Annotated in this window: 20 protein-coding genes and 1 pseudogene; 12 read left to right on the top strand and 9 right to left on the bottom strand. The window is 70.9% G+C overall.

Annotated elements, in window-relative coordinates:
- Positions 1–139 precede the first annotated feature (139 nt).
- The 6 genes from murJ (at position 140) to trxA (ending at position 7,960) form a co-directional block, all read left to right on the top strand.
- Positions 140–2,623, top strand: coding sequence for a murein biosynthesis integral membrane protein MurJ (gene murJ, locus BS80_RS20350; RefSeq protein ID WP_035799395.1), 2,484 nt, complete (start codon positions 140–142; stop codon positions 2,621–2,623).
- A gap of 208 nt (positions 2,624–2,831) precedes the next feature.
- A complete protein-coding gene (locus tag BS80_RS20345) occupies positions 2,832–4,676 on the top strand; it encodes a protein kinase family protein (RefSeq protein WP_051966828.1) in 1,845 nt (614 codons plus the stop codon).
- A 48-nt stretch (positions 4,677–4,724) separates the two neighbouring features.
- Positions 4,725–5,450 carry an RNA polymerase sigma factor SigM gene (gene sigM / locus BS80_RS20340; protein WP_083974965.1) on the top strand — a complete coding sequence of 242 codons (726 nt, stop codon included), beginning with the start codon at positions 4,725–4,727 and terminating at the stop codon, positions 5,448–5,450.
- The gene (locus BS80_RS20335) at positions 5,447–6,397 is read left to right on the top strand and encodes an anti-sigma factor (RefSeq protein WP_035799391.1); all 951 of its coding nucleotides are present in this window, start codon (positions 5,447–5,449) and stop codon (positions 6,395–6,397) included. The genes sigM and BS80_RS20335 overlap by 4 nt, the downstream gene beginning before the upstream one ends.
- 135 nt (positions 6,398–6,532) lie before the next feature.
- Complete coding sequence (gene trxB / locus BS80_RS20330) at positions 6,533–7,501, top strand: thioredoxin-disulfide reductase (RefSeq protein ID WP_035799389.1); 969 nt, start codon at positions 6,533–6,535, stop codon at positions 7,499–7,501.
- Between the two features lie 126 nt (positions 7,502–7,627).
- A complete protein-coding gene (gene trxA, locus BS80_RS20325) occupies positions 7,628–7,960 on the top strand; it encodes a thioredoxin (protein WP_035799388.1) in 333 nt (110 codons plus the stop codon).
- An 86-nt stretch (positions 7,961–8,046) separates the two neighbouring features.
- Here the strand turns inward: trxA and BS80_RS20320 are convergent, their stop codons facing one another.
- The 9 genes and pseudogenes from BS80_RS20320 to rpmH all read right to left on the bottom strand — a co-directional run bounded on the left by BS80_RS20320 (position 8,047) and on the right by rpmH (position 14,882).
- Complete coding sequence (locus tag BS80_RS20320; RefSeq protein WP_035799386.1) at positions 8,047–8,664, bottom strand: GNAT family N-acetyltransferase; 618 nt, start codon at positions 8,662–8,664, stop codon at positions 8,047–8,049.
- Positions 8,665–8,800: 136 nt separating this feature from the next.
- Positions 8,801–9,898, bottom strand: a complete 1,098-nt coding sequence (locus BS80_RS20315) for a ParB/RepB/Spo0J family partition protein (RefSeq protein ID WP_035799384.1) — start codon at positions 9,896–9,898, stop codon at positions 8,801–8,803.
- Positions 9,895–10,905 carry a ParA family protein gene (locus BS80_RS20310; RefSeq protein ID WP_063772018.1) on the bottom strand — a complete coding sequence of 337 codons (1,011 nt, stop codon included), beginning with the start codon at positions 10,903–10,905 and terminating at the stop codon, positions 9,895–9,897. The genes BS80_RS20315 and BS80_RS20310 overlap by 4 nt, the downstream gene beginning before the upstream one ends.
- 230 nt (positions 10,906–11,135) lie before the next feature.
- On the bottom strand, positions 11,136–11,906 hold the full coding sequence (gene rsmG / locus BS80_RS20305; protein ID WP_051966827.1) for a 16S rRNA (guanine(527)-N(7))-methyltransferase RsmG: 771 nt from the start codon (positions 11,904–11,906) through the stop codon (positions 11,136–11,138).
- Between the two features lie 151 nt (positions 11,907–12,057).
- A complete protein-coding gene (locus tag BS80_RS20300; protein WP_035799382.1) occupies positions 12,058–12,606 on the bottom strand; it encodes a Jag family protein in 549 nt (182 codons plus the stop codon).
- Between the two features lie 86 nt (positions 12,607–12,692).
- On the bottom strand, positions 12,693–13,883 hold the full coding sequence (gene yidC / locus BS80_RS20295; RefSeq protein ID WP_035799379.1) for a membrane protein insertase YidC: 1,191 nt from the start codon (positions 13,881–13,883) through the stop codon (positions 12,693–12,695).
- A 3-nt stretch (positions 13,884–13,886) separates the two neighbouring features.
- Positions 13,887–14,288: a membrane protein insertion efficiency factor YidD gene (yidD, locus tag BS80_RS20290; protein WP_035799377.1), complete on the bottom strand. Its 402-nt coding sequence runs from the start codon at positions 14,286–14,288 to the stop codon at positions 13,887–13,889.
- 41 nt (positions 14,289–14,329) lie between these two features.
- Positions 14,330–14,725, bottom strand: a pseudogene (gene rnpA / locus BS80_RS39500) (ribonuclease P protein component); the annotation flags it as partial.
- Positions 14,726–14,744: 19 nt separating this feature from the next.
- Complete coding sequence (gene rpmH / locus BS80_RS20280) at positions 14,745–14,882, bottom strand: 50S ribosomal protein L34 (RefSeq protein ID WP_035799375.1); 138 nt, start codon at positions 14,880–14,882, stop codon at positions 14,745–14,747.
- A gap of 434 nt (positions 14,883–15,316) precedes the next feature.
- Here rpmH and dnaA point away from each other — a divergent pair, with 434 nt between their 5' ends.
- The 6 genes from dnaA (at position 15,317) to gyrB (ending at position 24,633) form a co-directional block, all read left to right on the top strand.
- The gene (gene dnaA / locus BS80_RS20275; RefSeq protein WP_035799374.1) at positions 15,317–17,440 is read left to right on the top strand and encodes a chromosomal replication initiator protein DnaA; all 2,124 of its coding nucleotides are present in this window, start codon (positions 15,317–15,319) and stop codon (positions 17,438–17,440) included.
- 973 nt (positions 17,441–18,413) lie between these two features.
- Entirely contained in the window at positions 18,414–19,544 is a 1,131-nt protein-coding gene (gene dnaN / locus BS80_RS20270) for a DNA polymerase III subunit beta (protein WP_035799371.1), read from the top strand.
- Positions 19,545–19,671: 127 nt separating this feature from the next.
- Positions 19,672–20,547: a phosphogluconate dehydrogenase (NAD(+)-dependent, decarboxylating) gene (gene gnd / locus BS80_RS20265; RefSeq protein WP_035799370.1), complete on the top strand. Its 876-nt coding sequence runs from the start codon at positions 19,672–19,674 to the stop codon at positions 20,545–20,547.
- 34 nt (positions 20,548–20,581) lie between these two features.
- Positions 20,582–21,709, top strand: a complete 1,128-nt coding sequence (gene recF, locus BS80_RS20260) for a DNA replication/repair protein RecF (RefSeq protein ID WP_035799367.1) — start codon at positions 20,582–20,584, stop codon at positions 21,707–21,709.
- Positions 21,710–21,783: 74 nt separating this feature from the next.
- Positions 21,784–22,296 (top strand): DUF721 domain-containing protein, encoded by a 513-nt coding sequence (locus BS80_RS20255; protein ID WP_083974961.1) that lies wholly within the window; start codon positions 21,784–21,786, stop codon positions 22,294–22,296.
- A gap of 294 nt (positions 22,297–22,590) precedes the next feature.
- On the top strand, positions 22,591–24,633 hold the full coding sequence (gene gyrB, locus BS80_RS20250; RefSeq protein ID WP_035799362.1) for a DNA topoisomerase (ATP-hydrolyzing) subunit B: 2,043 nt from the start codon (positions 22,591–22,593) through the stop codon (positions 24,631–24,633).
- The last annotated feature ends 28 nt before the right edge of the window (positions 24,634–24,661 follow it).

Below are 24,661 nucleotides of genomic sequence, written 5' to 3'. Positions count from 1 at the left end.
GCCGTGATGAGACAGTAGATCTCTGGGACCGGCCGGTCCACGGCAGGCGGGCAGTGGCATCGTCCGGCGTCGGCCGACCGACCGGTCCGAGGCCGCCCGGAGACCCCGCGCGGCCGGACCCGGACAGCGAAGAGGTGGCATGAGCGGGCCGCGGGACGAGCGAGTACAGGGCCAGGAACGCGGACGGGGCCGGACCGACAGCGCACCCGCCCCAGGAGCCCCGCCGGCCGATGAGCAGGACTGGTACCTGACCGACACCTACGCCCAGGATCCGTTCGCCGCCGACCCGTACCCGACGCTCGCCGGACCCGACCCGTACGACCGCACCGCCGACGAGCCCGCCGAGCAGCGCGCCGAGCAGACCGTCGAACAGCCCGCGGACCTGGCGGAGCCGCCGGTCGAGGCGGAGGCGGCGCTCCCCGGCCTCCCGGACGGCGCCGGCGCCCCCGAACCGACCGTCCCCGCCTCCCGCTGGGCCGGGCGCGCCGCCCTGGCTGCGCGCCGCCTGCTGCCCGCCGCCGCGACGGCCGCCGCGAGCGCGCCGGAGAACAGCGCGGCCGAGCCCGGGCCGACCGGCTCCCCCTGGGACAGCGAGAGCACCGAGTACGTCGGGGTGGACGCCCTGCTCAGCGGTGTCGGCGCCGGCCACGCGGGCGGCGCTCTGGACACCGCGCCCGCCACGCCCGCCAGCCCTGCCCCGCCGTCGCCCGCTGCGCCGTCCGCGCCGTCCGCGCCGTCCGCGCCGTCCGCGCCGGAGAAGCCGGAGAAGCCGTTCATCCCGGTGATCGAGTTCGACCCGCCGCTGACCGCCGAGGAGGCCGAGCTCCAGCTCTCCCCGGCCCGGACGCCCAAGCCCTGGCTCGACCCGGCCAAGTCACCGGCACCCGAGACCCCGTCGGCCGGTGACCCCCGGGAGCCGACCGAGAGCGACGACGAGGCGCAGGAGCCCGGCGAGCCGACCGGCTCCCCGCAGCCCGGCGGCAAGATCGGCGGCTTGGTCAACTCCAGCGCCATCATGGCCGCCGGCACCCTGGTCTCACGCGGCACCGGCTTCGTGCGCACCATGGTCATCGCCGCCGCGATCGGCGTCGGCACGATGGGCGACTCCTACTCGGCCGCCAACACGCTGCCCACCCTGCTCTACATCCTGATCGGCGGCGGCGCCCTGAACGCCGTCTTCGTCCCCCAGCTGGTCCGCAGCATGAAGCAGGACGAGGACGGCGGGACCGCCTACGCCAACCGCCTCCTGACCCTGGTGATGGTCGGCCTGGCCGGAGTGGCGTTCGTCGCCGTGCTGGCCGCCCCGCTGCTGGTCCAGCTGATCTCGCACTCGCTGATGAGCAACCCCACCAGCGCCGACACCACGGTGACCCTGGCCCGCTACTGCCTGCCGACCATCTTCTTCATGGGCGTGCACGTGGTGATGGGTCAGATTCTGAACGCCCGCGGGCGGTTCGGCGCGATGATGTGGACGCCGGTCCTCAACAACGTCGTGGTGATCTTCACCTTCGGGATGTACCTCTGGGTCTTCGGCACCTTCGAGAACAGCCGCGTCACCCCGGAGACCATCTCGCCCGAGGGCCTGCGGCTGCTGGGTGTCGGCACCCTGCTGGGCCTCACCGTGCAAGCGCTGGCGATGATCCCCTACCTGCGGGCCGCCGGCTTCCAGTTCCGCCCGCGCTTCGACTGGCGCGGGCACGGACTCGGCAAGGCCGCCCGGCTGGCCAAGTGGACCTTCCTCTTCGTCCTCGCCAACCAGGCCGGCTATCTGGTGGTCACCCAGCTCGCCACTGCGGCGGGCAGCGCGGCCGCGAGCTCCGGCTACCTCGGGGTGGGCCTGGCGGCCTACTCCAACGCGCTGCTGATCTGGCAGCTGCCGATGGCCGTGATCACCGTCTCGGTGATGAGCGCCGTGCTGCCGCGGCTCTCCCGCTCGGCCGCCGACGGTGACGCCGGCGCCGTCCGTGACGACCTCTCGTACGGCCTGCGCACCTCCGCCGTGGCGATCGTCCCGGCGTCCTTCCTCTTCCTCGCGCTCGGCCCGCAGATCGGCACCGCGATCTACGGGCTGGGCAACGGGGGCAGTGCCTCGCACGGCACCACAGCGGTCGGCCTGATGCTCTCCGCCTTCGCGCTGGGCCTGATCCCGTACTCGGTGCAGTACGTGCTGCTGCGCGGCTTCTACGCCTACGAGGACACCCGTACCCCGTTCTCCAACACCGTCTGGGTGGCCGCCGCCCAGGCCGGCACCGCGGTGCTCTGCTACCTGCTGCTGCCCGCCCAGCTGGCCGTCACCGGCATGGCACTGGGCTACGGAGCCTCGTACGCGGTGGGTGTGGCGGTGGCGGTGCCCAAGCTCAAGCGGCGGATCGGCGGGCTGGACACCGGACGGATCGCCAAAACCTACGCCCGGCTGGCGATCGCCTGTCTGCCCGCCGCGCTGGCCGGCTTCCTCGTCGCCCTGCTTCTGGGGGACCTGCTGAACAGCTGGCTGGGAAGCGTGGTTACTGTGCTGGTCGCCGGAGCCGTACAACTGGCGGTCTTCACCGCGCTCGCCAAAAGGATGCGGATCGAGGAACTCAACGCGATGATCGGCATGGTCCGTAGCCGACTGGGCCGCTGACTTCTCCTCAGTTCGTCCACCCACGGATCCGTCCGGCACCGAGCGCAACCAGTTGGGCCCCTCGCCGGTCGTAGCAAGGTGGGAAGAGTGGGCACAATTGTCTTAGAACGACTTGGTCTGCAGACCCGGGTCCTCGTACGGCTGCCCTCCCGAGGGCCGGGCCGACAGGGGCGCCGGACCGGGCGATACAAGGGGAGGCAGGACGACGGTGGCTGATGGCACCAAGGCAGTCGTCGACGCATCAGCGGCCGAGGAGGAGGCCGAGACGACAGCACCGCTCTCCGCCTCCGAGATCGCCGCCGAGCTGACCGATCGGGCGGCCTCGGCCGCCGCCGACGAGGACTCGTCGTCCGTCCCGGCCGAAGCGGCCGGGACGGACGACGCCCCCGCGGACGAGGACGGCGACGACGGCGACAGCGACAGCGACGAGAAGCCCGACGACGACGACGACGCCGCGGCGGACGACGTCCCCGAGGACCTCCCGGTGCCACAGCGGCACAGCGGCGACAAGATCGCCGACCGCTACCGGCTGGAGGAGTGCACCTCGCAGACCGCGGTCTTCAGCAGCTGGCGCGCGGTCGACGAGAAGCTCCGACGTGCCGTCGGCGTCCACCTGATGGCCGCCGGGCATCACCGGGCCAAGGACGTGCTGGCCGCCGCGCGGTCCGCCGCCCTGCTCGGCGACCCGCGCTTCGTCCAGGTCCTGGACGCGGTCCAGGAGGGCGACCTGGTCTATGTGATCCGGGAGTGGCTGCCCGGCGCGACCGACCTGGCCACGCTGCTCGCCGACGGCCCGATGGAGCCCTACGACGCCTACCAGATGGTCCGCCAGGTGGCCGAGGCGGTCGCCGCCGCGCACCGCAGCGGCCGCTCGCACCTGCGGCTCACCCCGCGGTGCGTGCTGCGCACCGACACCGGCCAGTACCGGATCAACGGCGTGGCCGTGGACGCCGCGCTGCGCGGGCTGCCCGAGGAGGACGCCGAGCTGGTGGACACCCGGGCGATCGGCGTGCTGCTCTACGCCTCGCTCACCCACCGGTGGCCCTACCCCGAGGACCGGTACGACCTCCAGGGGCTGCCCAAGAGCCTCGGCTGCGTGCCCCCCGACCAGGTCCGGGCCGGCATCCACCGCGGCCTGTCCGACCTCGCCGCACGGACCCTGTGCGACCCGCCGCCGCACCACCTGGAGCCGATCACCACCCCGGCCGAGCTGACTAAGGCCATCGCGCTGCTGCCCAGGATCCGCCAGCCGCAGCCCGACCCTGCCCAGCCCGGCCTCGCCCAGCCGCGCTACTCGGTGCCCGAGCCGGTGGCCGGCCGGACCAGCCGCGAGCCCCGCGAGCCCCACCCGGCGGTGGAGCGGCCCGCACCGGCTCCGGCGACGATGCACCAGGAGCGGATCCCCGCCCGCCCCGCACCGCGCCGGCGCGCCAAGCGGCTGCTCAAGTGGACCCTGTCGGTCACCCTGCTCGCCGCGATCGGTTACGGCTCCTGGCACCTCGCCAGCCAGCTGGGCAACGGCGGCTCCGGCAGCAGCGAGAAGCAGGCCCTGGGCGTCACCGGGGTCGCCGGCTCGCCCAGCCCGGCCACCTCGATGGCGCCGCTGAAGCCGGTGACGATCGCCGGCGTCACCTCGTTCAACCCGCTGGGCGACGGCCCGATGCACACCGACCAGCTGCCCCTGACGTACGACAACAACCCCAGCACCTCCTGGCAGACCGAGGGCTATCTCCAGAACCTCACCACGATCGGACACGGCACAGGCCTGCTGGTCGACCTCGGCTCGACCACCTCGGTCGGCGAGGTCTCGGTGCAGTTCGCGGGCGGCGACACCACTGCCGAACTGCGGGTGCCCAGCGGCTCGGGCGCGACCGCACCCAGCCAGTTCACCGACTTCGGCGACCCGGTCGCCACGAGCACCGGCTCCACCGCCGACTTCCGGCCCACCACGCCGGTCCACACCCGTTACCTCTTGATCTGGCTGACCAGCCTCCCCAATGATGGGGCCGGAACCTACCGGGGCAAGGTCGCGGAGATCAAGGTCGCCGGCTGAGCTGTGCGGCTCGCCGTGCGCACCCGAGCGGCAGAGAGGGGACAGCAGATGGCGGAGCCGACGCGACAGCAGCTGTCCGAGGCCGCCGAGCCGACCGACGCGGAGCTCCTGGCACGTCATGTCGACGGTGACAAGGCTGCCTTCGGCGTGCTGGTCCAGCGCCATCGGGACCGCCTCTGGGCCGTGGCCGTGCGCACCCTCAGCGACCGTGAGGAGGCCGCCGACGCGCTCCAGGACGCACTGGTCTCCGCCTTCCGCGCCGCACACACCTTCCAGGGCCGCTCCGCCGTCACCACCTGGCTGCACCGGATCGTGGTCAACGCCTGCCTCGACCGCGCCCGGCGGACCGCCAGCCGTCGCACCGGCTCGCTGGACGAGGACCCGCAGCAGCTCGACACCCTGGTCGGCAGCACCGAGCCCACCGACGCCCTGGTGGTCCGCCAGGAGCTGCGCCGCGAGCTGGCGACCGCGCTCGACACGCTCCCCGTCGACCAGCGGGCCGCGATAGTCCTGGTGGACATGCAGGGCTATCCGGTCGCCGAGGCGGCCGAGGTGCTCGGCGTGCCCGTCGGCACCGTGAAAAGCCGCTGCGCGCGCGGCCGGGCCCGGCTGCTGCCGCTCGTCCGCCATCTGCGCGGGAGCGATGTTTCACGTGAAACATCGACCCGTCCCCCGCCACCGGGGAACCCAGCGGGCTCCGGCTCCGTCCCATCGAGGGATCCCGCCATCCCCGTGCGCAAGCTGAGCCTGGAAGGAGACGCGACGCCCCGATGACCAACCAGGCACCCGACCCCGTCGAGGACGATCCGACGGCCTCCGCCCCTTCCACGGACCAGCCGTCCGACGACCACCCGTCCACCGACCAGCTGGCGGATCTGCAGGAGGAACTGCTCGGCGCCGAGGAGGCCGCCGCCGTCCGCACGCATCTGGACGGCTGCGCGCAGTGCGCCGACACTCTCGTCGCGCTGGCCGAGCTGGCCGAACTGCTCGGCTCCGACGACCCGCCGGCGATGCCCGCGGACGTCGCGCTGCGGATCGACGCCGCGTTGGCCGCCGAGGCCGCCGCACACCCCATCGGCGAGCCGGCTTCGGCTCCGGTTTCGGGTTCGGCTTCGGGTTCGGCTTCGGGTCCGGGTCTCCCCCGCTCTCCGATCGCCGCGCCGCCCGGCCGCAGCGACCGCAGCTCGCGGCCCGGACGGACGGCCTTCCGCCGCCGGGCCCGGATGCTGCTGGCCGCCGCCGGATGCCTCGCCGTGCTCGGACTGGGGGCCGTCCTGGTCCACTCCGGCTCCTCCAACGACAACATCGCGAGCAGTGCGAACAGCGCCACCCTGCGGCCCGCGGACTCCCCCGCCCTGGCCGGCGGACCGGTCTTCAGCGCGGACGGCCTGCCGTCCCAGGTACAGCAGCTGCTGGCCTCCCAGCCCTCGGGCTCCACAGCCAAGATCGTGCCGCACGCCACCAACCAGAACGCCGACGCCACCGCCCCCACCGACCAGCTCCCCGGATGCGTTCGGGCGGCCGTCGGCGGCGACGCCGGCAAGGTCCCGCTCGCGGTCGGCCATGGCCGCTACGGCAGCACCCCGGTCGACGTCTACGTCTTCCCGCTCCCCGCCGATCCGGGCCGGCTGGACGTCTACCTGCTCGACGCGGGCTGCGCTCTGCACACCCCCGCCGCACCCGCCACCGTCGAACTGCACCAGACCGTGGCAGCGCCGTAAGCCATTCGTGAGGTGGGCGGCTGGTGCTGGGCAGCCGGGGAATGCGGGAGACTGGTGAGTCGTTGTCCGGGTCGGCGGAGCAGGACCGCCGCCCCTCCCCGCTAGCGCGGGTCGCGATGCGAACCAGGAGATGCAGTGAGCGACGTCCGTAACGTGATCATCATCGGCTCCGGCCCGGCAGGGTACACGGCCGCGCTCTACACCGCGCGGGCTTCCCTCAAGCCCCTCGTCTTCGAGGGTGCGGTGACGGCCGGCGGTGCGCTCATGAACACCACCGAGGTCGAGAACTTCCCCGGCTTCCGGGACGGCATCATGGGCCCCGAGCTGATGGACAGCATGCGGGCACAGGCCGAGCGGTTCGGCGCCGAGCTGGTCCCCGACGACATCGTCGAGGTCGACCTCACCGGCGAGATCAAGACCGTCACCGACTCCGAGGGTGTCGTGCACCGCGCCCACGCGGTGATCGTCACCACCGGCTCGCAGCACCGCAAGCTCGGGCTGCCGCGTGAGGACGCGCTCTCCGGGCGCGGCGTCTCCTGGTGCGCCACCTGTGACGGTTTCTTCTTCCGCGACCAGGACATCGCCGTGGTCGGCGGCGGCGACACCGCCCTGGAGGAGGCCACCTTCCTGTCCCGCTTCGCCAAGAGCGTCACGGTCATCCACCGCCGCGACAGCCTGCGGGCCTCCAAGGCCATGCAGGAGCGCGCCTTCGCCGACCCGAAGATCTCCTTCGCCTGGGACAGCGCGGTCGAGGCCATCCACGGCGACCCGAAGCTGACCGGCGTCACCCTGCGCGACACCACGACCGGCGAGCTGCGCGAGCTGCCGGTCACCGGCCTCTTCATCGCCATCGGCCACGACCCGCGCACCGAGCTCTTCACCGGCCAGCTGGAACTGGACGCCGAGGGCTACCTCAAGGTCGAGGCCCCCTCCACCCGCACCAACCTCACCGGCGTCTTCGGCGCCGGCGACGTGGTCGACCACACCTACCGCCAGGCGATCACCGCCGCCGGCACCGGCTGCTCCGCCGCGCTGGACGCCGAGCGCTACCTGGCCCACCTGGCCGACCAGGCGACCAAGGCCACGGCCGAGGTCGCGGCCTGACCCAGCGGACTCCGCCGGTCCCCGGGTGGCGCTGTTTCACGTGAAACAGCGCCACCCGGGGGCGGCACCCGCTGGACCGCAGTTTCCACCCGCAACACATCGCTGAATGCGACTTTGGGAGTTCCCGTGGCCGACGCCATCATCACCGTGACCGACGAGACCTTCGACGCGTCCGTTCTCCAGAGCGAGAAGCCCGTCCTGGTCGACTTCTGGGCGCCCTGGTGCGGCCCGTGCAAGCAGGTCGCCCCGGTCCTGGAGGCGATCGCCGACCAGTACGGCGACCAGATCACCATCGCCAAGATCAACATAGATGAGAACCCGGAGATCCCCGCCAAGTACGCGGTGATCTCGATCCCGACCCTCAACGTGTACCAGGGCGGCGAGATCGTGAAGACCATCGTCGGCGCGCGTCCGAAGGGCATGATCCTGCGCGACCTCGACGGCATCATCACGCTCTGACGTAGGTAGCGCCCCGGATGGGGTGAATGCCGGGAGGCGGGTCCGCGAGCGGACCCGCCTCCCGGCATTTTCGGTCTCAGCAGGCCTCAGAACGGCCGTAGGGCGGGCTCCTTGCGGGCTCCCCCGAGCAGCCGCTCCAACGCGCCCTCCACGTCGCCCTTCCAGGAGAGCGTGGAGCGGGCCTCCAGCCGCAACCGGGGGTAGCGGTGGTGCGGGCGGACCGTCTTGAAGCCGACCGCCAGCAGGTGATCGGCGGGCAGCAGGCATCCCGGCCGCTCGGCGCCGGCCACTCCGAAGGCCTCGATCGCCCGGAAGCCGCGCCCCAGAAGGTCCTTCGCCACCGTCTGCACCAGCACCCGGCCCAGCCCCTGGTGCTGATAGCCGGGCACCACCCGACTGATCATCAGCTGAACGGCATCCGGGGAGACCGGGCTCGTCGGAAAGGACTGCGAGCGCGGCACATAGGCGGGCGGCGCGTAGAGCACGAAGCCGACCGGCTCCTCGTCCACATAGACGATCCGCCCGCAGGAGCCCCACTCCAGCAGCACGGCGGAGATCCAGCCCTCCTTCTCCAGCTCGGGCTTCCCCGCCTCCACCGCCTCCCGGCCCCGCACCGGGTCGAGCTCCCAGAACACGCAGGAGCGGCACGGCTCCGGCAGGTCGGCCAGGTTGTCCAGGGTCAGTGGGGCGATTCTGCGTCCCATCCACCACACCTCCTCGATCGGTTCCTACCCAGGGACCCCCACGCCCAAGGACCCATCCGTGAAAGCCCGGCGCAGACGGCTGTGGGTGCATGTTTCACGTGAAACATGCACCCACAGTGTTCGAACCTCCGAGCACTCAGCTCGGGGAGAGCCGCAGCCCGTCGTCCCCCGGCGCCAGGCTGTCCAGGATCCGGTTGAGGTCCTCCACCGAAGCGAACTCCAGGACCACCTTGCCCTTGCCGAGCTTCCCGTTGCGCTGGGAGACCTCGACCTTGACCCGGGTGTCGAAGCGGTCGGAGAGCCGGCCGGCCAGATCGTTGAAGGCCGGGGAGAGCAGCTTGCCGGCCTTCGGGCCGGCCGGGCGCTGGGGCTTCTCGTCCTGGTCCAGCAGCGCGACGATCTCCTCGGTGGTGCGCACCGAGAGCCCCTCGGCGATGATCCGGCGGGCCAGCTGGTCCTGCCGCTCGCCGTCCACGACGCCCAGCAGGGCACGCGCGTGACCGGCTGTCAGCACACCAGCGGCAACCCGGCGCTGCACCGTGGCGGAGAGCCGCAGCAGGCGCAGCGTGTTGGAGACGTGCGAACGCGAGCGGCCGATCCGGTCGGCCAGCTCGTCGTGGGTGCAGGAGAAGTCGGTCAGCAGCTGCTCGTAGGCGTTGGCCTCTTCCAGCGGGTTCAGCTCCGCCCGGTGCAGGTTCTCCAGCAACGCGTCCAGCAACAGCTTGTCGTCCTCGGTGGCCCGGACGATCGCGGGGATCTGCTCCAGGCCCGCTTCACGAGAGGCGCGCCAGCGGCGCTCGCCCATGATCAGCTCGAACCGCTCAGGACCGACCTGACGCACCACCACCGGCTGGAGCAGGCCCACCTCCTTGATGGAGGCGACCAGCTCGGCCAGCTTGTCCTCGTCGAACACCTCGCGCGGCTGGCGCGGGTTGGCCGTGATGCTGTCCAGCGGCAGCTCGGCGAACCGCGCTCCCTCGACCGGGGCCAGCTCGGCGAGAGCCTCCCGGGCGTTCTCCGCCGCCTTGGCCGCCACCGTGCCGCGACCCGAGGGCAGGACCGGCATCGCGCTGGGCGACACCGTGCCGGTCGGCAGCAGCGCGCCCGTCGGCAGCCCCTCCGGCTGACCGGAGCGTGCCGGAGCCACCGTCGTCGTCCCGCTCGCCGCCCCCGGCGCGCTGCCCGGCGGGATCAGCGCCCCAAGCCCTCGTCCCAGACCCCTGCGACCACTCACCGGTTGCCCTCCATCGTGCTGTGCTGTGCCATCGGCGCCGCCTGCGCGCCGATCGTGTGCCGGTGCTTGCCCACCGCGCCGAGAGCGTCCGCGGCAGCCTGCTCCACCACGCTGGGCGGAGTCTCCAGGCCCACCGCCCGCAGCGCCAGCTCACGGGCGGCCTCCAGGTAGGAGAGCGCCCCGGTGGATCCCGGGTCGTAGGTGAGTACGGTCTGACCGTAGCTCGGTGCCTCGGAGATCCGGACCGACCGCGGAATGGCGGTCCGCAGCACCTCGGCGGCGAAGTGGTTGCGCACCTCCTCCGCGACCTGGGCGGCCAGCCTGGTCCGGGCGTCGTACATGGTGAGCAGAATGGTCGAGACGTGCAGCGTCGGGTTCAGGTGCGCACGCACCAGCTCGACGTTGCGCAGCAGCTGCCCCAGCCCCTCCAGCGCGTAGTACTCGCACTGGATCGGGATCAGCACCTCCTGGCCCGCCACCAGCGCATTGACCGTCAACAGGCCAAGCGAGGGCGGGCAGTCGATCAGGATGTAGTCGAGCGGCTGCTCGTAGGCGGCGATGGCCCGCTGCAGCCGGCTCTCCCGGGCCACCAGCGAGACCAGCTCGATCTCCGCGCCGGCCAGGTCGATGGTGGCCGGGACACAGAAGAGGCCCTCGACGTCCACCACCGGCTGGACCACGTCGGCCATCGGCTTGCCCTCGACCAGGACGTCGTAGATCGACGGCACCTCGGCGTGGTGGTCGATCCCGAGCGCGGTGGAGGCGTTGCCCTGGGGGTCGAGGTCGATCACCAGCACGCGTAGGCCGTGCATGGCGAGCGAGGCCGCCATGTTGACGGTGCTGGTGGTCTTCCCCACCCCGCCCTTCTGGTTGGCCACCACGATCACGCGGGTCGCCGGCGGCCGTGGCAGCCCCTCACCCGCCCTCCCCATGGCACGGACAGCGGCCTGCGCCGCCCTCCCGATGGGGGTGTCATCGATCTGGCCGATGGTCTCCGAGTCCTGCATGGGGGTCAGTGTTTCACGTGAAACCGGAGCGGCAACAGTCACCGCCCGGCTGCGACCGAGGATTCCAGAAAGCAGGGAGCGACGTTTCACGTGAAACACGATGCCCGCAATGTCGCAAATCTGACGGTGCGACACTCCGAACAACAAGAGGCCCGCGTCGCACCATGGCGACCCGGGCCTCTTCGTCCAGCATGGTCAGAACGGCCTCAGCGGGCTCCGACCGGCAGCTCTCAGCGTCGGCGCCGCCCCGCGGCACGGCCGCCGTCGGCCGGCCGGGCCACCCGCCCCGCCCTGGCCGCCTTGGCCCGCCGGGTCGCCGCCTTGACGCCGCCCGGGCTCTCGCCGACCTTCACCTGGACCACCCGGGTCGCGGCGCCCAGGGCGCTCTCCCCCACCGGGATCACCGAGCACTCCACCGCGCCGAGCCGGGCGAGCGCCGCGCGGGACTCGGCGAGCTCCTGCTCGGCACTGTCGCCCTTGAGCGCCAGCATCTGCCCGTACGGACGCAGCAGGGGCAGGCCCCAGCCGGCCAGCCGGTCCAGCGGAGCCACCGCGCGCGCGGTGACGATCTCCACCGCGACCTTGCCGATCATCTCCTCGGCCCGCCCCCGCAGCACGGTGACGTTCTCCAGGCCCAGCTCCCGGACCACCTCCTCCAGGAAGGTGGTGCGCCGCAGCAGCGGCTCCAGCAGCGTCACCGAGACATCCGGCCGCGCCAGCGCCACCGGAATCCCGGGCAGGCCCGCGCCCGACCCGACGTCGCAGAGCGTCGCCCCGATCGGGAGCAGCTCCGCCAGCACCGCGCAGTTCAGCACATGGCGGTCCCAGAGCCGCGGCACCTCCCGCGGCCCGATCAGCCCGCGCTGAACCCCCGAGGTTGCCAGCAGCTCGGCGTAGCGCTCCGCGGCGGAGAACTGCTCACCGAAGATCTCCCGGGCCGCCTGCGGTGCCTCGGAGAGCCCCTCCGGCACACCCTCGGCCGCCGCACTGTCCGTCGCCATCTCAGCTTCTCCGCTCACCGATTCCACCGACCCGCCTCAAGCACCGTTTCACGTGAAACATCCCCCGCCAACTCGGACCCGCCCCAGGAACGACGACCCCGCCCGCACGAGGCGGACGGGGTCGGTCGGGAGCGGGCTTCGCAGACGGGTCTCAACCCGCCAGGACGACAACGCAGCGCTGGGGCTCCTCGCCCTCCGACTCGCTGCGCAGTCCGGCCGCAGCCACGGCGTCGTGGACGACCTTGCGCTCGAACGGGGTCATCGGCCGCAGCTTGACCGGCTCGCCGGTCGTCTTCGCCTGCTCCGCGGCCTTGGCACCCAGGTCCGCCAGCTCGGTCCGCTTGCGCGCCCGAAAGCCGGCGATGTCCAGCATCAGCCGGCTGCGCTCGCCGGTCTCGCGGTGCACGGCCAGCCGGGTCAGCTCCTGGAGCGCCTCCAGCACCTCCCCGTCCTGCCCGACCAGACGCAGCAGCGTCCGGTCGTCGCCGTCACCGACGATGGACACCAGGGCGCGATCGCCCTCCACGTCCATGTCGATGTCGCCGTCGAGGTCGGCGATGTCCAGCAGGCCTTCCAGATAGTCGGCCGCGATCTCGCCCTCCTGCTCCAGACCAGCGAGCAGGGTGTCGGTCGAGTCGACGGCATCGACGGCATCGACGCTCTGACCGGCATCGACGGCGGAGGTGGTGCCTTCCGTCACAGGAGGGACTCCTTCGGAGATGGGGCCCAGAGGTACGGGCCGAGGACGAAGATCAGGCAGAGGTCCGGCTCAGCAACGCGGGCGGATCAGGACTTCTTCTTGGGCCGCTGACCGCTCTGCGACTGGCCGCCCTGCTGCGGGCCCCGCTTCGCCGATCCGCCGCTCTGCTTGGTCGGCTGCTGGCGCTTGGCAGCGGCCGGGGACTCGGTCTTGCCGGCTCCCTGCGTCGAGGGCACGGCATCCTCGGGAGCCTCGTCCTCGGCGGCGTCGTCCTTGGCGAGGCCGACCTTGGCACCGGTGTGCACCTGCTGGCGCTGCGACTTGCTCTGCTTGCGCGGCTGCTGGCGGCGGACCTGGACCGACTCCGTGACGGCGGCCGCGGCTGCGGCCTGCTGCTGCGCGGCGGCCTTGCTCCCGCCGAGACCGACGAGCCCGAGGACGCCCGCACCCTTGATCACGGTGCCGTCCGGGTTCAACCGGCCGGCCGCCTTCAGGCGGGCCTGACGCTCGTCCCAGGCCTTGCTGCCGGGCGTCGGGTTGTTGTGGATGACAACCAGCTGCTGGCCCATCGACCAGACGTTGGTGGTCAGCCAGTAGACCAGCACACCGACCGGGAAGTTGATGCCCATCACGGCGAACATGAACGGGAAGACGTACATCAGCATCTTCTGCTGCTGCATGAACGGCGTCTTGACCGTGAGGTCCATGTTCTTGGTCATCAGCTGGCGCTGGGTGATGAACTGCGACAGCGACATCAGGATGATCATCACGCCGGTGACGACCTTGACGCTGGTGTCACCGCTGTGCACGAAGGTCGCCGACAGCGGCGCACCGAAGATGTGCGCATGCTGGGCACTCGCCAGCAGGTCGCCCTTGATGACGCCGATCGGCTTGTTGTGCGCGACCGAGCTCAGCACCCCGTAGAGGGCGGTGAAGAACGGCATCTGCACCAGGATCGGAAGGCAGCTCGAGAAGGGGTTGGTGCCCGCCTCCTTGTAGAGCTTCATCATCTCTTCGGACTGGCGCTGCTTGTCGTTCTTGTAGCGCTCCTGGATGGCCTTCATCTTCGGCTGGATAGCCTGCATGGCCCGGGTCGACTTGATCTGCTTCACGAAGAGCGGGATCAGGCAGATCCGGATCACGATCACCATCGAGGCGATGGCCAGACCCCAGGCCCAACCGCTGTCGGCCGGGAAGACGTGGCTGTACAGCGAGTGGAACTGGACGATGATCCAGGACACCGCGGTGTACAGGGGATTCAGGAAGGACCAGGTCACCGGTCAGACTCCTTGGGCATTGGGCTTGGTCGTCAGGCTTGCGGACATCGGGCCTACCGACGTCTGACCAGCAGCCGTCGAGCCTGTGGTGACCGGGCCGTCGGCCGGGGAGCCCGCGGGCTCCGGGCGAACGGCGGTGCCGGTCCTGGGCTGCACCAGGGCGCGGAGCCGCTGGTGCCAAACGGGATGCTTGCGTGGCGGTACGTGGTCCACACCGCCGGGGGACCAGGGGTTGCAGCGCAGGATGCGCCACGCGGTGAGGGCACTGCCCTTCACCGCGCCGTGCACCCGCACGGCGTCGTACCCGTAGTGCGAACACGACGGGTAGTAACGGCAGACCGGACCGAGCAGTGGACTGATCGTCCACTGGTAGGCCCTGATCAGTCCCATCAGCAGGTACTTCATCGCCCTGATCCTGTCGCCGGGACCCCTGTTGTCGAGGGGCCGGGCTCCGTGCGGAGCAACCGCCGAAGGGCCGCATCCAGGTCATGTGCAAGATCCAGGTACGAAGCCGTCCCCGACGGGGGCAGCGCGCGTACCACTATCAGGCTACCTGCGGGAAACTGCGCCAGACGGTCCCGGACAAGGTGACGCAGGCGACGCTTCACGACGTTGCGCACCACGGCCGGTCCGACCGCCTTGCTCACGACGAAACCCGCACGCGCCGAGGATGTCCCCTCGGCGACGTGCGGGTGGGAGTCGCTGTCCCCGGCGACCTGCGCCGCAGGCTCGTCCTCTCGTCTGAGATGGACGACTAGCAGCGGTCGGCCGGCCCGGCGTCCGCGTTTGACCGCGGTCGCGAAGTCCTGGCGCCGCCGCAGCCGATTCTCGGGGGGCAGCACTGGAGACCCTGGACGCGGATCAGGCGGAGATGTTGGTGCGGCCCTTGGCACGGCGGGTCGCCAGGATGGCGCGGCCGGCGCGGGTACGCATCCGCAGCCGGAAGCCGTGGGTCTTGGCGCGACGACGGTTGTTCGGCTGGAAGGTGCGCTTGCTCACTCGGGGGCTCCTGGGGTGAATCGTAGGATGACGAATCGCAGCTTGGCCGTCACCGTGCGTCCGCGTGATCTCCCCTTCAGGACTGGGAAATCCGACCCGAAACCCCAGGTCTGCTGGGGTAAGAGGCAATCCACGGCGCCCGTGCTGCGCGCCTTCTGGAAGCGGGGTGGACCCGCGGACATGCGGCAGCGGCCATCGACAACTCGACCTGGTTACGGTACGCGGGACGAGGGTCGAGGGTCAAACCGGCTTCGTCGGAGGACTCCCCGACTGACCGCCACAGGGCACTCGTGCACAGCCTGTGGACAACAACTTGTATCAGCTCTGTCCGCTGACTACCGTTGCAGGACTTGTCTGGTTTGTTCATCCACCCGAACCGACACCAGATCCTGACCAGGACCTCCCCGTTCGGGGGAACGAGAAAGCGTGCACCAGTGGCTGATGTCAACAGCGATCTCGCCCCCGCCTGGGCGAAGGTCGTCGAGCGGCTGGTCAACGACACCTCGGTCGGTGACAAGGACAAACTCTGGGTGCAGCGCACCCAGCCGATGTGGATGATGCACGACACCGCCCTGCTCGCGGCGCCCAACGAGTGGGCGAAGCAGGTGCTGGAGGGCAGGTTGCTGCCCCAGCTGACCGACGGGCTGAGCCAGCAGTTCGGCCGGCCGGTCCGGATCGCCGTCATGGTGGACGCGAACGCGGCGCCGCCGAGCCCCTCCCCCGCCGTCGAGCCGGAGCCGCAGCCCACCGAGGAGCCGACCGGCTGGGCCGCCGGACCGGCCGAGGGCTATCCGCAGCAGTCCGCGCCGACCTTCGGGCGCGGCCGGTACGACACCGCCGGCTACGACCAGCGTCCCGCTCCGTACGCCGAGCGGCCCGAGCAGGCCGAGCGTCCGGAGGGCTCCGAGCGGTCCGAGCGGTCCGAGCGCTCGGAGCGGTCCGAGTGGAGCGGCCAGGGCGAGAGCTGGGAGCGCCAGGGCGGCTACCCGGCGCGGCCCTACCAGGAGCAGCAGTACCCCGAGCCTCAGCAGTACGGCGAGCAGCCCTACCAGGACCGCCCGTACCAGGAGCGGCCGCAGTACGGCGAGCCGCACCAGTACCGGCAGTGGACCGGCCGGGAGAACGAGAACCTCCAGGAGCAGTCCCCCGAGCAGCACCAGGGCGGCGCGCCGCAGCAGTCCCCCGGGCAGCGGCCCGGCGGCGACCCGGCGCAGGGCGACCTGTTCGGCGGCGCGTACGACCCGACCGGCGAGGAACGGGCCAGGCCCGGGGTACGACAGCCGCCGGGAGCGGGCCAGCGTGGTCAGCAGGGCGGCCGGCCGAGCGGCAACGCGCCGCAGGACCGCGGCCAGCTGATGCCCGACCCGAGCCGGACCGGCGGCGTGCCGGCCATTCGCCCCGGCTCCGAGGTGGACCGTCCCGGGTCGCCGAACCTGCCCGAACGGGTCGCCGACCGCACCCCCGTGCCCGGCGTCCCCGCCCCGCCCGGCGCACCGCCGGCCGGCGGCTCGCGCAAGGACGAGCCGGCTGCCCGCCTCAACCCCAAGTACCTGTTCGACACCTTCGTGATCGGCGCCAGCAACCGGTTCGCCCACGCCGCGGCGGTCGCGGTGGCCGAGGCACCCGCCAAGGCGTACAACCCGCTCTTCATCTACGGCGAGTCGGGGCTGGGCAAGACCCACCTGCTGCACGCCATCGGGCACTACTCGCGCAGCCTCTTCCCCGGCACCCGGGTGCGGTACGTGAGCTCCGAGGAGTTCACCAACGAGTTCATCAACTCGATCCGGGACGGCAAGGCGGACGCGTTCCGCAAGCGCTACCGGGACATGGACATCCTGCTGGTCGACGACATCCAGTTCCTGGCGAGCAAGGAGTCGACGCAGGAGGAGTTCTTCCACACGTTCAACACCCTGCACAACGCCAACAAGCAGATCGTGCTCTCCTCGGACCGGCCGCCCAAGCAGCTGATCACGCTGGAGGACCGGCTCCGCAACCGCTTCGAGTGGGGACTGATCACCGACGTCACCCCGCCCGAGCTGGAGACCCGGATCGCGATCCTTCGCAAGAAGGCGATTCAGGAGCAACTCAACGCTCCGGCCGATGTGTTGGAGTTCATCGCTTCCCGAATCACCCGGAACATCCGGGAGTTGGAGGGCGCGCTGATCCGGGTGACCGCCTTCGCCAACCTCAACCGGGCGCCGGTGGACCTGGAGTTGGCCGGGATCGTGCTCAAGGACCTGATCCCCGGCGGGGGTGAGGACGCCGGCCCCGAAATCACCGCGCAGGTGATCATGCAGCAGACCGCCGCGTACTTCGGGTTGAGCGTGGAGGATCTCTGCGGATCCTCGCGCAGCCGGGTGCTGGTGACGGCCCGCCAGATCGCGATGTACCTCTGCCGGGAGCTGACCGACCTCTCGCTGCCGAAGATCGGCGCACAGTTCGGCGGCCGCGACCACACCACGGTGATGCACGCGGACCGCAAGATCCGCTCGCTGATGGCCGAGCGGCGGTCCATCTACAACCAGGTCACCGAGCTGACCAACCGGATCAAGAGCTAGCCCACAGCGGCCTGTTGAGGCTGTCGCAGGGGTGTCGGGACGCATCGTCCGGGCACCCCTTCTTGGCGTTCCCGTCAGCCCCTTCGGGCGCCTTCGGGGTACCGAATCCAAGGGGACGGCGGGTGTGAATCCGGTGGAGCGGGGGAATGCTCGCTTCAGCTGACGCTCCACCAGCCTCCGGTCGCTTTCGTACAACTGACCAGGTAATCGAACAGTGTGAGCCGGATGGCCGACTGTCCACAGGAACGGGTGCTTTCCCCCGTCCACAGTGTGGGGAGCCCGGAGTTATCCCGAATTCCTCCACAGGTGGACGGCCGTTACGCTCTTCGGCGCAGGTCAGTGCCCTGTGGACTTGTGCACAACGGTTATCCACAGGCTGTGGACAGTTGGCGGGGCGTCAGACCGGGTTCGTGGTTGTCCACCGGCCGTCCCCAGGCTGGGGCAGGTTATCCCCAGGTTCTCCACAGCTGTATCCACTGTTCGACAACGTGCAGGCCCTGTTCATCACCTGGTGTGAAAGCCGTCACGAGATGTTGACCGACGCCCGTGGATAACCCGCCTCCGATCTGGGGACGGCGCTGGGGATAACCTGTGGATACGCAACGTGCCCTGTGGGTAACGCTCAGTTCTCCACAGTGGCACCTGGTTATCCACCGGCTGCGTCCACACCCACTGTGGACAAAAAACCGGGTCTGACCTGCGGAAACGGGGTTATCCACGGTATCCACAGCCCCTACTACTACCACTACACCTATAGACCAGTTGACTCGGAAAACAGTGGGGTGGGCCGAAATCTGTGGACAACGCCCGACCGACATTTGTTCGGCTTGCTTCCGCCCGTCTGCCCCGTCTGTCCGTGGAGTAGGTCAGACTGTCCTTCGGCACCTGGAGCCGATGGGGCTAGCCCCGCTGTCCAGTGCCGGTCAGACGATCAAGATCAGAAGCGACAGCAGGATCCAGGAGGCGGTTACCGGTGAAGTTCCGGGTGGAGCGTGACGTCCTCGCGGAGGCGGTGGCCTGGGCAGCCCGCAGCCTCCCGGCGAGGCCGCCGGTGCCGGTGCTGGCCGGCCTGCTGCTGACGGCGCAGGAGGGCACGCTGGCCCTCTCCGGTTTCGACTACGAGGTCTCGGCCCGGGTCGAGCTGGAGGCGGACGTCGAGGAGTCGGGCACCGTGCTGGTCTCCGGCCGGCTGCTCAACGACATCTCGCGCAACCTTCCCAACAGGCCTGTGGAGATCTCCACCGACGGCCAGCGGGTCACCGTGGTCTGCGGCACCTCCCGGTTCACCCTGCCGACCCTCCCGGTCGAGGAGTACCCGGCCCTGCCGCAGATGCCCACCGCGACCGGCACGGTCTCCGGTGAGGTCTTCGCCTCCGCCGTCAGCCAGGCCGCCGTGGCCGCCGGTCGCGACGACACCCTCCCGGTGCTGACCGGTGTCCGGGTGGAGATCGAGGGCGACCGGATCACCCTGGCCGCCACCGACCGCTACCGCTTCGCCGTCCGCGACCTGCTCTGGAAGCCCGAGCAGCCGGACATCTCGGCGGTCGCGCTGGTCCCCGCCAAGACCCTGCAGGACATCGCCAAGTCGCTCGGCAGCGGCGACACGGTCTCCATCGCGCTCGCCTCGGGCGGCGCGGGCGAGGGCCTGATCGGCTTCGAGGGCGCCGGCCGGCGGACCACCACCCGGCTGCTGGAGGGCGAGTTCCCCAAGTTCCGCAGCCTTTTCCCGACCGAGTTCAACGCGATCGCGGCGATCCAGACCCAGCCGTTCCTGGAGGCGCTCAAGCGCGTCTCGCTGGTCGCCGAGCGCAACACCCCGGTCCGGCTCAACTTCGAGCAGGGCGTGCTGACCCTGGAGGCCGGCTCGGGCGACGACGCCCAGGCCACCGAGCGGATCGACGCGGACCTGGAGGGCGACGACATCTCGATCGCCTTCAACCCGGGCTACCTGGAGGAGGGCCTGAAGGCCATCGACTCCGCCTACGCCCAGCTGGCCTTCACCACCTCGACCAAGCCCGCCCTGCTCAGCGGCAAGGCCGCGGTGGACGCCGAGGCCGACGAGGCGTACCAGTACCTGATCATGCCGGTGCGGCTCTCCGGCTGACCGAGGCCCTCAGCAGCGCGGGGTGTCCACAGGCTGGGAACAGCTTGTGGACACCCCGCGGCGTAGGCTCAGCAGGCGCGGCAACGGCGCCGCCGTCAGGCACGACACCACCAGGTAAGGACTTGTCATGGAGCTCGGCCTCATCGGTCTCGGCAAGATGGGCGGCAACATGCGTGAGCGCATCCGCCGCGCCGGCCACACCGTCATCGGCTACGACCGCAACCCCGACCTTGCCGACGTCGCGAGCCTCCAGGAGCTCGTGACCGGGCTTCAGGGCCCGCGCGTGGTCTGGGTGATGGTCCCGGCCGGCGGCCCGACCCAGGCCACCGTGGAGGAGCTTGCCCAGCTGCTCTCCCCCGGCGACGTGGTCGTCGACGGCGGCAACTCCCGCTGGACGGACGACATCAAGCACGCCGAGCTGCTGGCGGCCAAGGGCATCGGCTTCGTGGACTGCGGCGTCTCCGGCGGCGTCTGGGGCCTGCAGAACGGCTACGCGCTGATGTACGGCGGCGCCGCCGAGGACGTGGCGAAGGTCCAGCCGATCCTGGACGCGCTCAAGCCCGAGGGCGACTTCGGCGCGGTGCACGCGGGCAAGGTCGGCGCCGGCCACTTCGCGAAGATGGTCCACAACGGCATCGAGTACGCCATGATGCAGGCGTTCGCCGAGGGCTGGGAGCTGCTGGAGGCCGTCCCCGAGGTCACCGACGTGCGCGAGGTCTTCCGTAGCTGGCAGGAGGGCACCGTCATCAAGTCCTGGCTGCTCGACCTCTCGGTCCGGGCGCTGGACGACGACGAGCACCTGGAGAAGCTCAAGGGCTGGGCCGCCGACTCCGGCGAGGGCCGCTGGACGGTGGAGGCCGCGATCGACCACGCGGTCCCGCTGCCCGCCATCACCGCCTCGCTCTTCGCCCGGTTCTCCTCCCGGCAGGACGACTCCCCGCAGATGAAGATGATCGCCGCGCTGCGCAACCAGTTCGGCGGCCACGCGGTCGAGTCCAAGTAACGATCCCCGCAGAAGGCGAGCGCAGTCCACCCCCATGCATGTCGCGCATCTGTCGCTCGCCGACTTCCGTTCGTACGCCCGGGTCGAGGTGCCCCTCGACCCGGGCGTCTCGGCGTTCGTGGGGCCCAACGGCCAGGGCAAGACGAACCTGGTCGAGGCGATCGGCTACGTCTCCACGCTGGGCAGCCACCGGGTGGCCACCGACGCCCCGCTGATCCGGCTGGGCGCCGAGCGGGCGGTGGTCCGCTCCTCGGTCGTCGACCGGGCCAGGACCACCCTGGTCGAGCTGGAGATCACCGCGGGCAAGGCCAACCGGGCGCGGATCAACCGCTCGGACAACGTCCGGCCCAAGGACGTGCTCGGCCTGCTGCGGACCGTCCTGTTCGCCCCCGAGGACCTCTCGCTGGTGAAGGGCGACCCGGGCGAGCGCCGGCGGTTCCTGGACGAGCTGCTGACTGCCCGTGCCCCGCGCCTGGCGGGCGTCCGGCAGGACTACGAGCGGGTCCTCAAGCAGCGCAACGCGCTGCTGAAGACCGCCGCGATGGCCCGTCGGGCCGGCGGCGGCAAGGGCGCCGACCTGTCCACCCTGGAGGTCTGGGACGGCCACCTGGCACGGGCCGGCGCCGAGCTGACGGCCTTCCGGGTCCGGCTGGTGGACGCGCTCCAGCCGCTGGTGGCGCAGGCGTACGAGCAGCTGGCGCCCGGTGGCGGGCCGACCCTGCTGGAGTACCGCTCGTCCTTCGAGGGGGCGCTGCCGGCCAGCCGGGAGGAGGCCTACCAGCAGCTGCTGGAGGCCCTGCAGGCCGTCCGCAAGCAGGAGACCGAGCGGGGGCTGACCCTGGTCGGGCCGCACCGCGACGAGCTCGGGCTGAAGCTCGGCGAGTTGCCGGCCAAGGGCTACGCGAGCCACGGGGAGTCCTGGTCGTACGCGCTGGCGCTGCGACTGGCCTCGTACGAGCTGCTGCGGGCGGACGGCGGTGAGCCGGTGCTGATCCTGGACGACGTCTTCGCCGAGCTGGACGCCCGGCGCCGTGACCAGCTGGCCGAGCTGGTCGCCGGGGGCGAGCAGGTGCTGGTGACCGCGGCGGTGCCCGATGACGTGCCGAAGGCGTTGCGCGGCGCGCGGTACGCGGTGGCGGGCGGAGCCGTCGACCGGCTCTGAGAGCCGGTGTCAGCGAGCCCCCGGGGAACCTCGTACGCTGGTCTGTCCACAGCCTGGGGAAGGAGCGCGCCGCGATGAGCAAGGAATCCGAGCTGTCCGGGGTCGATCTGGCCCGGGTCGCGCTGCGGGCGGCGAAGGAGCAGGCGAGGCAGCGCGGGGAGCAGGTGCGCGAGAAGCGCGAGGCCAAGCGGCACGGCCTGCGCAGTGGGGCGCGGGCGGACGGGCGGGATCCGGTGCCCTTGGGGGCAGCGTTGAACCGGCTGATCACCGAGCGGGGCTGGGAGGCGCCGGCCGCGGTGGGCGGGGTGATGGGCCGTTGGTCCCAGATCGTCGGCCCGGACATCTCGGCGCACTGTGCCCCGGAGCACTTCGCGGAGGCGGAGGCGGTGCTGACGGTCCGTTGCGACTCCACCGCCTGGGCGACGCAACTGCGCTTGCTGGCACGGCAGTTGGTGGCACGCCTCAATCACGAGCTGGGCCATGGCACGGTCCGGGTGATCAAGGTGCTCGGCCCGGCCGCACCGCAGCGCGGGTACGGGCGGCTGCGGGCGCCGGGCAGCCGCGGTCCGGGCGACACCTGGGGCTGATCGCCCGTCGGCCCGCGCGCTCGATCCGGGCGCTCGATCCGGGCCGCGAGGGCCTTGACGGAGGGCCGCCCTCCGGAACCGCTGACGGCCCTTTTGAGGCCGCTGAGCCCCCTGGGCGAGTATCGGGACATGTGCGGAGGGGATTCAGAGCGGCACATCCGCCTTCAGAGCCTGCCAAACGCCCATCTCTGTCGGTCGTACCGGTAGACTGAAAGCCAAACACTGCCGCTTGCGGTAACAGAGTCGAACGCCGAGGTCGCACGCTCGCCCGTCCATCGGGTGGGGATGCGGCCCGTGCTGTGCCAGAGAGGGCGCTTCGTGGCCGATTCCGGCGAATCCAGCCAGTCCCCAGTCCCCACCGACCCGGCCACCCAGGCCGCCCCCGCCGACCCGGTGGCGTACGACGCCAACGCGATCCAGGTCCTGGAGGGGCTGGACGCGGTCCGCAAGCGCCCCGGTATGTACATCGGCTCCACCGGTGAGCGCGGCCTGCACCACCTGGTGCAGGAGGTCGTCGACAACTCCGTCGACGAGGCGATGGCGGGGCATGCCGACACCATCGCGGTGACGATCCTGGCCGACGGCGCGGTGCGGGTGGTCGACAACGGCCGCGGCATCCCGGTGGGCATGGTCCCGGGTCAGGACAAGCCGGCCGTCGAGGTCGTCCTGACGGTGCTGCACGCGGGCGGCAAGTTCGGCGGCGGCGGCTACGCCGTCTCCGGCGGTCTGCACGGCGTCGGCGTCTCGGTGGTCAACGCGCTCTCCACGCGGCTGGCGATCGAGATCCACACCGACGGCCGCCGCTGGACCCAGGAGTACAAGCAGGGCGTCCCGACCGCGCCGCTGGCCGAGCACGAGGCCACCGACCGCACCGGCACCAGCGTCACGTTCTGGGCCGACGGGGACATCTTCGAGACCACCGTCTACTCCTTCGAGACGCTCTCCCGCCGGTTCCAGGAGATGGCCTTCCTCAACAAGGGCCTGACCATCTCGCTGACGGACGAGCGCGAGGAGCACGTCGACGACGAGGGCAAGCCGCTCTCCGTCTCGTACCACTACGAGGGCGGCATCGCCGACTTCGTGACGCACCTCAACTCCCGCAAGGGCGACGTGATCCACCCCTCGGTCATCGACTTCGAGGCGGAGGACAAGGACAAGACGATCTCGGTGGAGATCGCGATGCAGTGGAACGCCTCGTACACCGAGGGGGTCTACAGCTTCGCCAACACCATCCACACGCACGGCGGCGGTACCCACGAGGAGGGCTTCCGCGCGGCGCTGACCGGCCTGGTGAACCGCTACGCGCGGGACAAGAAGCTGCTCCGCGAGAAGGACGAGAACCTCTCCGGCGAGGACATCCGCGAGGGCCTCACCGCGATCATCTCGGTCAAGCTCGGCGAGCCGCAGTTCGAGGGCCAGACCAAGGACAAGCTGGGCAACACCGAGGCGAAGACCTTCGTCCAGAAGGTGGTGCACGAGCAGCTGAACGACTGGCTGGACCGCCACCCGGTGGAGGCCGCGGACATCATCCGCAAGTCGATCAACTCGGCCACGGCCCGGATGGCGGCCCGCAAGGCGCGCGACCTGACCCGCCGCAAGGGCCTGCTGGAGAGCGCCTCGCTGCCCGGCAAGCTGAGCGACTGCCAGTCCAAGGACCCCTCCGAGTGCGAGATCTTCATCGTCGAGGGCGACTCGGCCGGCGGCTCGGCCAAGCAGGGCCGTGACCCGCGGATCCAGGCCATCCTGCCGATCCGCGGCAAGATCCTGAACGTCGAGAAGGCCCGGATCGACAAGGTGCTGCAGAACACCGAGGTCCAGGCGCTGATCTCGGCCTTCGGCTGCGGCATCCAGGAGGACTACGACGAGTCCAAGCTCCGCTATCACAAGATCGTCCTGATGGCGGACGCCGACGTCGACGGGCAGCACATCCGCACCCTGCTGCTCACCCTGCTGTTCCGCTTCATGCGGCCGCTGGTGGAGTCCGGGTATGTGTACCTGGCGATGCCGCCGCTGTACAAGATCAAGTGGGGTCGCGAGGACTTCGAGTACGTCTACTCCGACCGCGAGCGCGACAGCGTGATCGCGGCGGGCGTGGCGGCCGGGCGCCGGCTGCCCAAGGACGACGCGATCCAGCGCTTCAAGGGTCTGGGCGAGATGAACGCCGAGGAGCTGCGGATCACCACCATGGACCAGTCTCACCGGCTGCTGCAGCAGATCACCCTGGAGGACGCGGCCCGTGCCGACGACCTCTTCTCGGTCCTGATGGGCGAGGACGTCGAGGCCCGCCGGTCCTTCATCCAGCGCAACGCCAAGGACGTCCGCTTCCTGGACGTGTGACGGGTCCTCACGACTCCGTCCGTACGTA

Source organism: Kitasatospora mediocidica KCTC 9733, assembly GCF_000744225.1.
GTDB lineage: Bacteria > Actinomycetota > Actinomycetes > Streptomycetales > Streptomycetaceae > Kitasatospora > Kitasatospora mediocidica.
The sequence above is the reverse complement of the archived record's forward strand: the minus strand, read 5'-3'. Positions and strand labels throughout refer to the sequence as shown.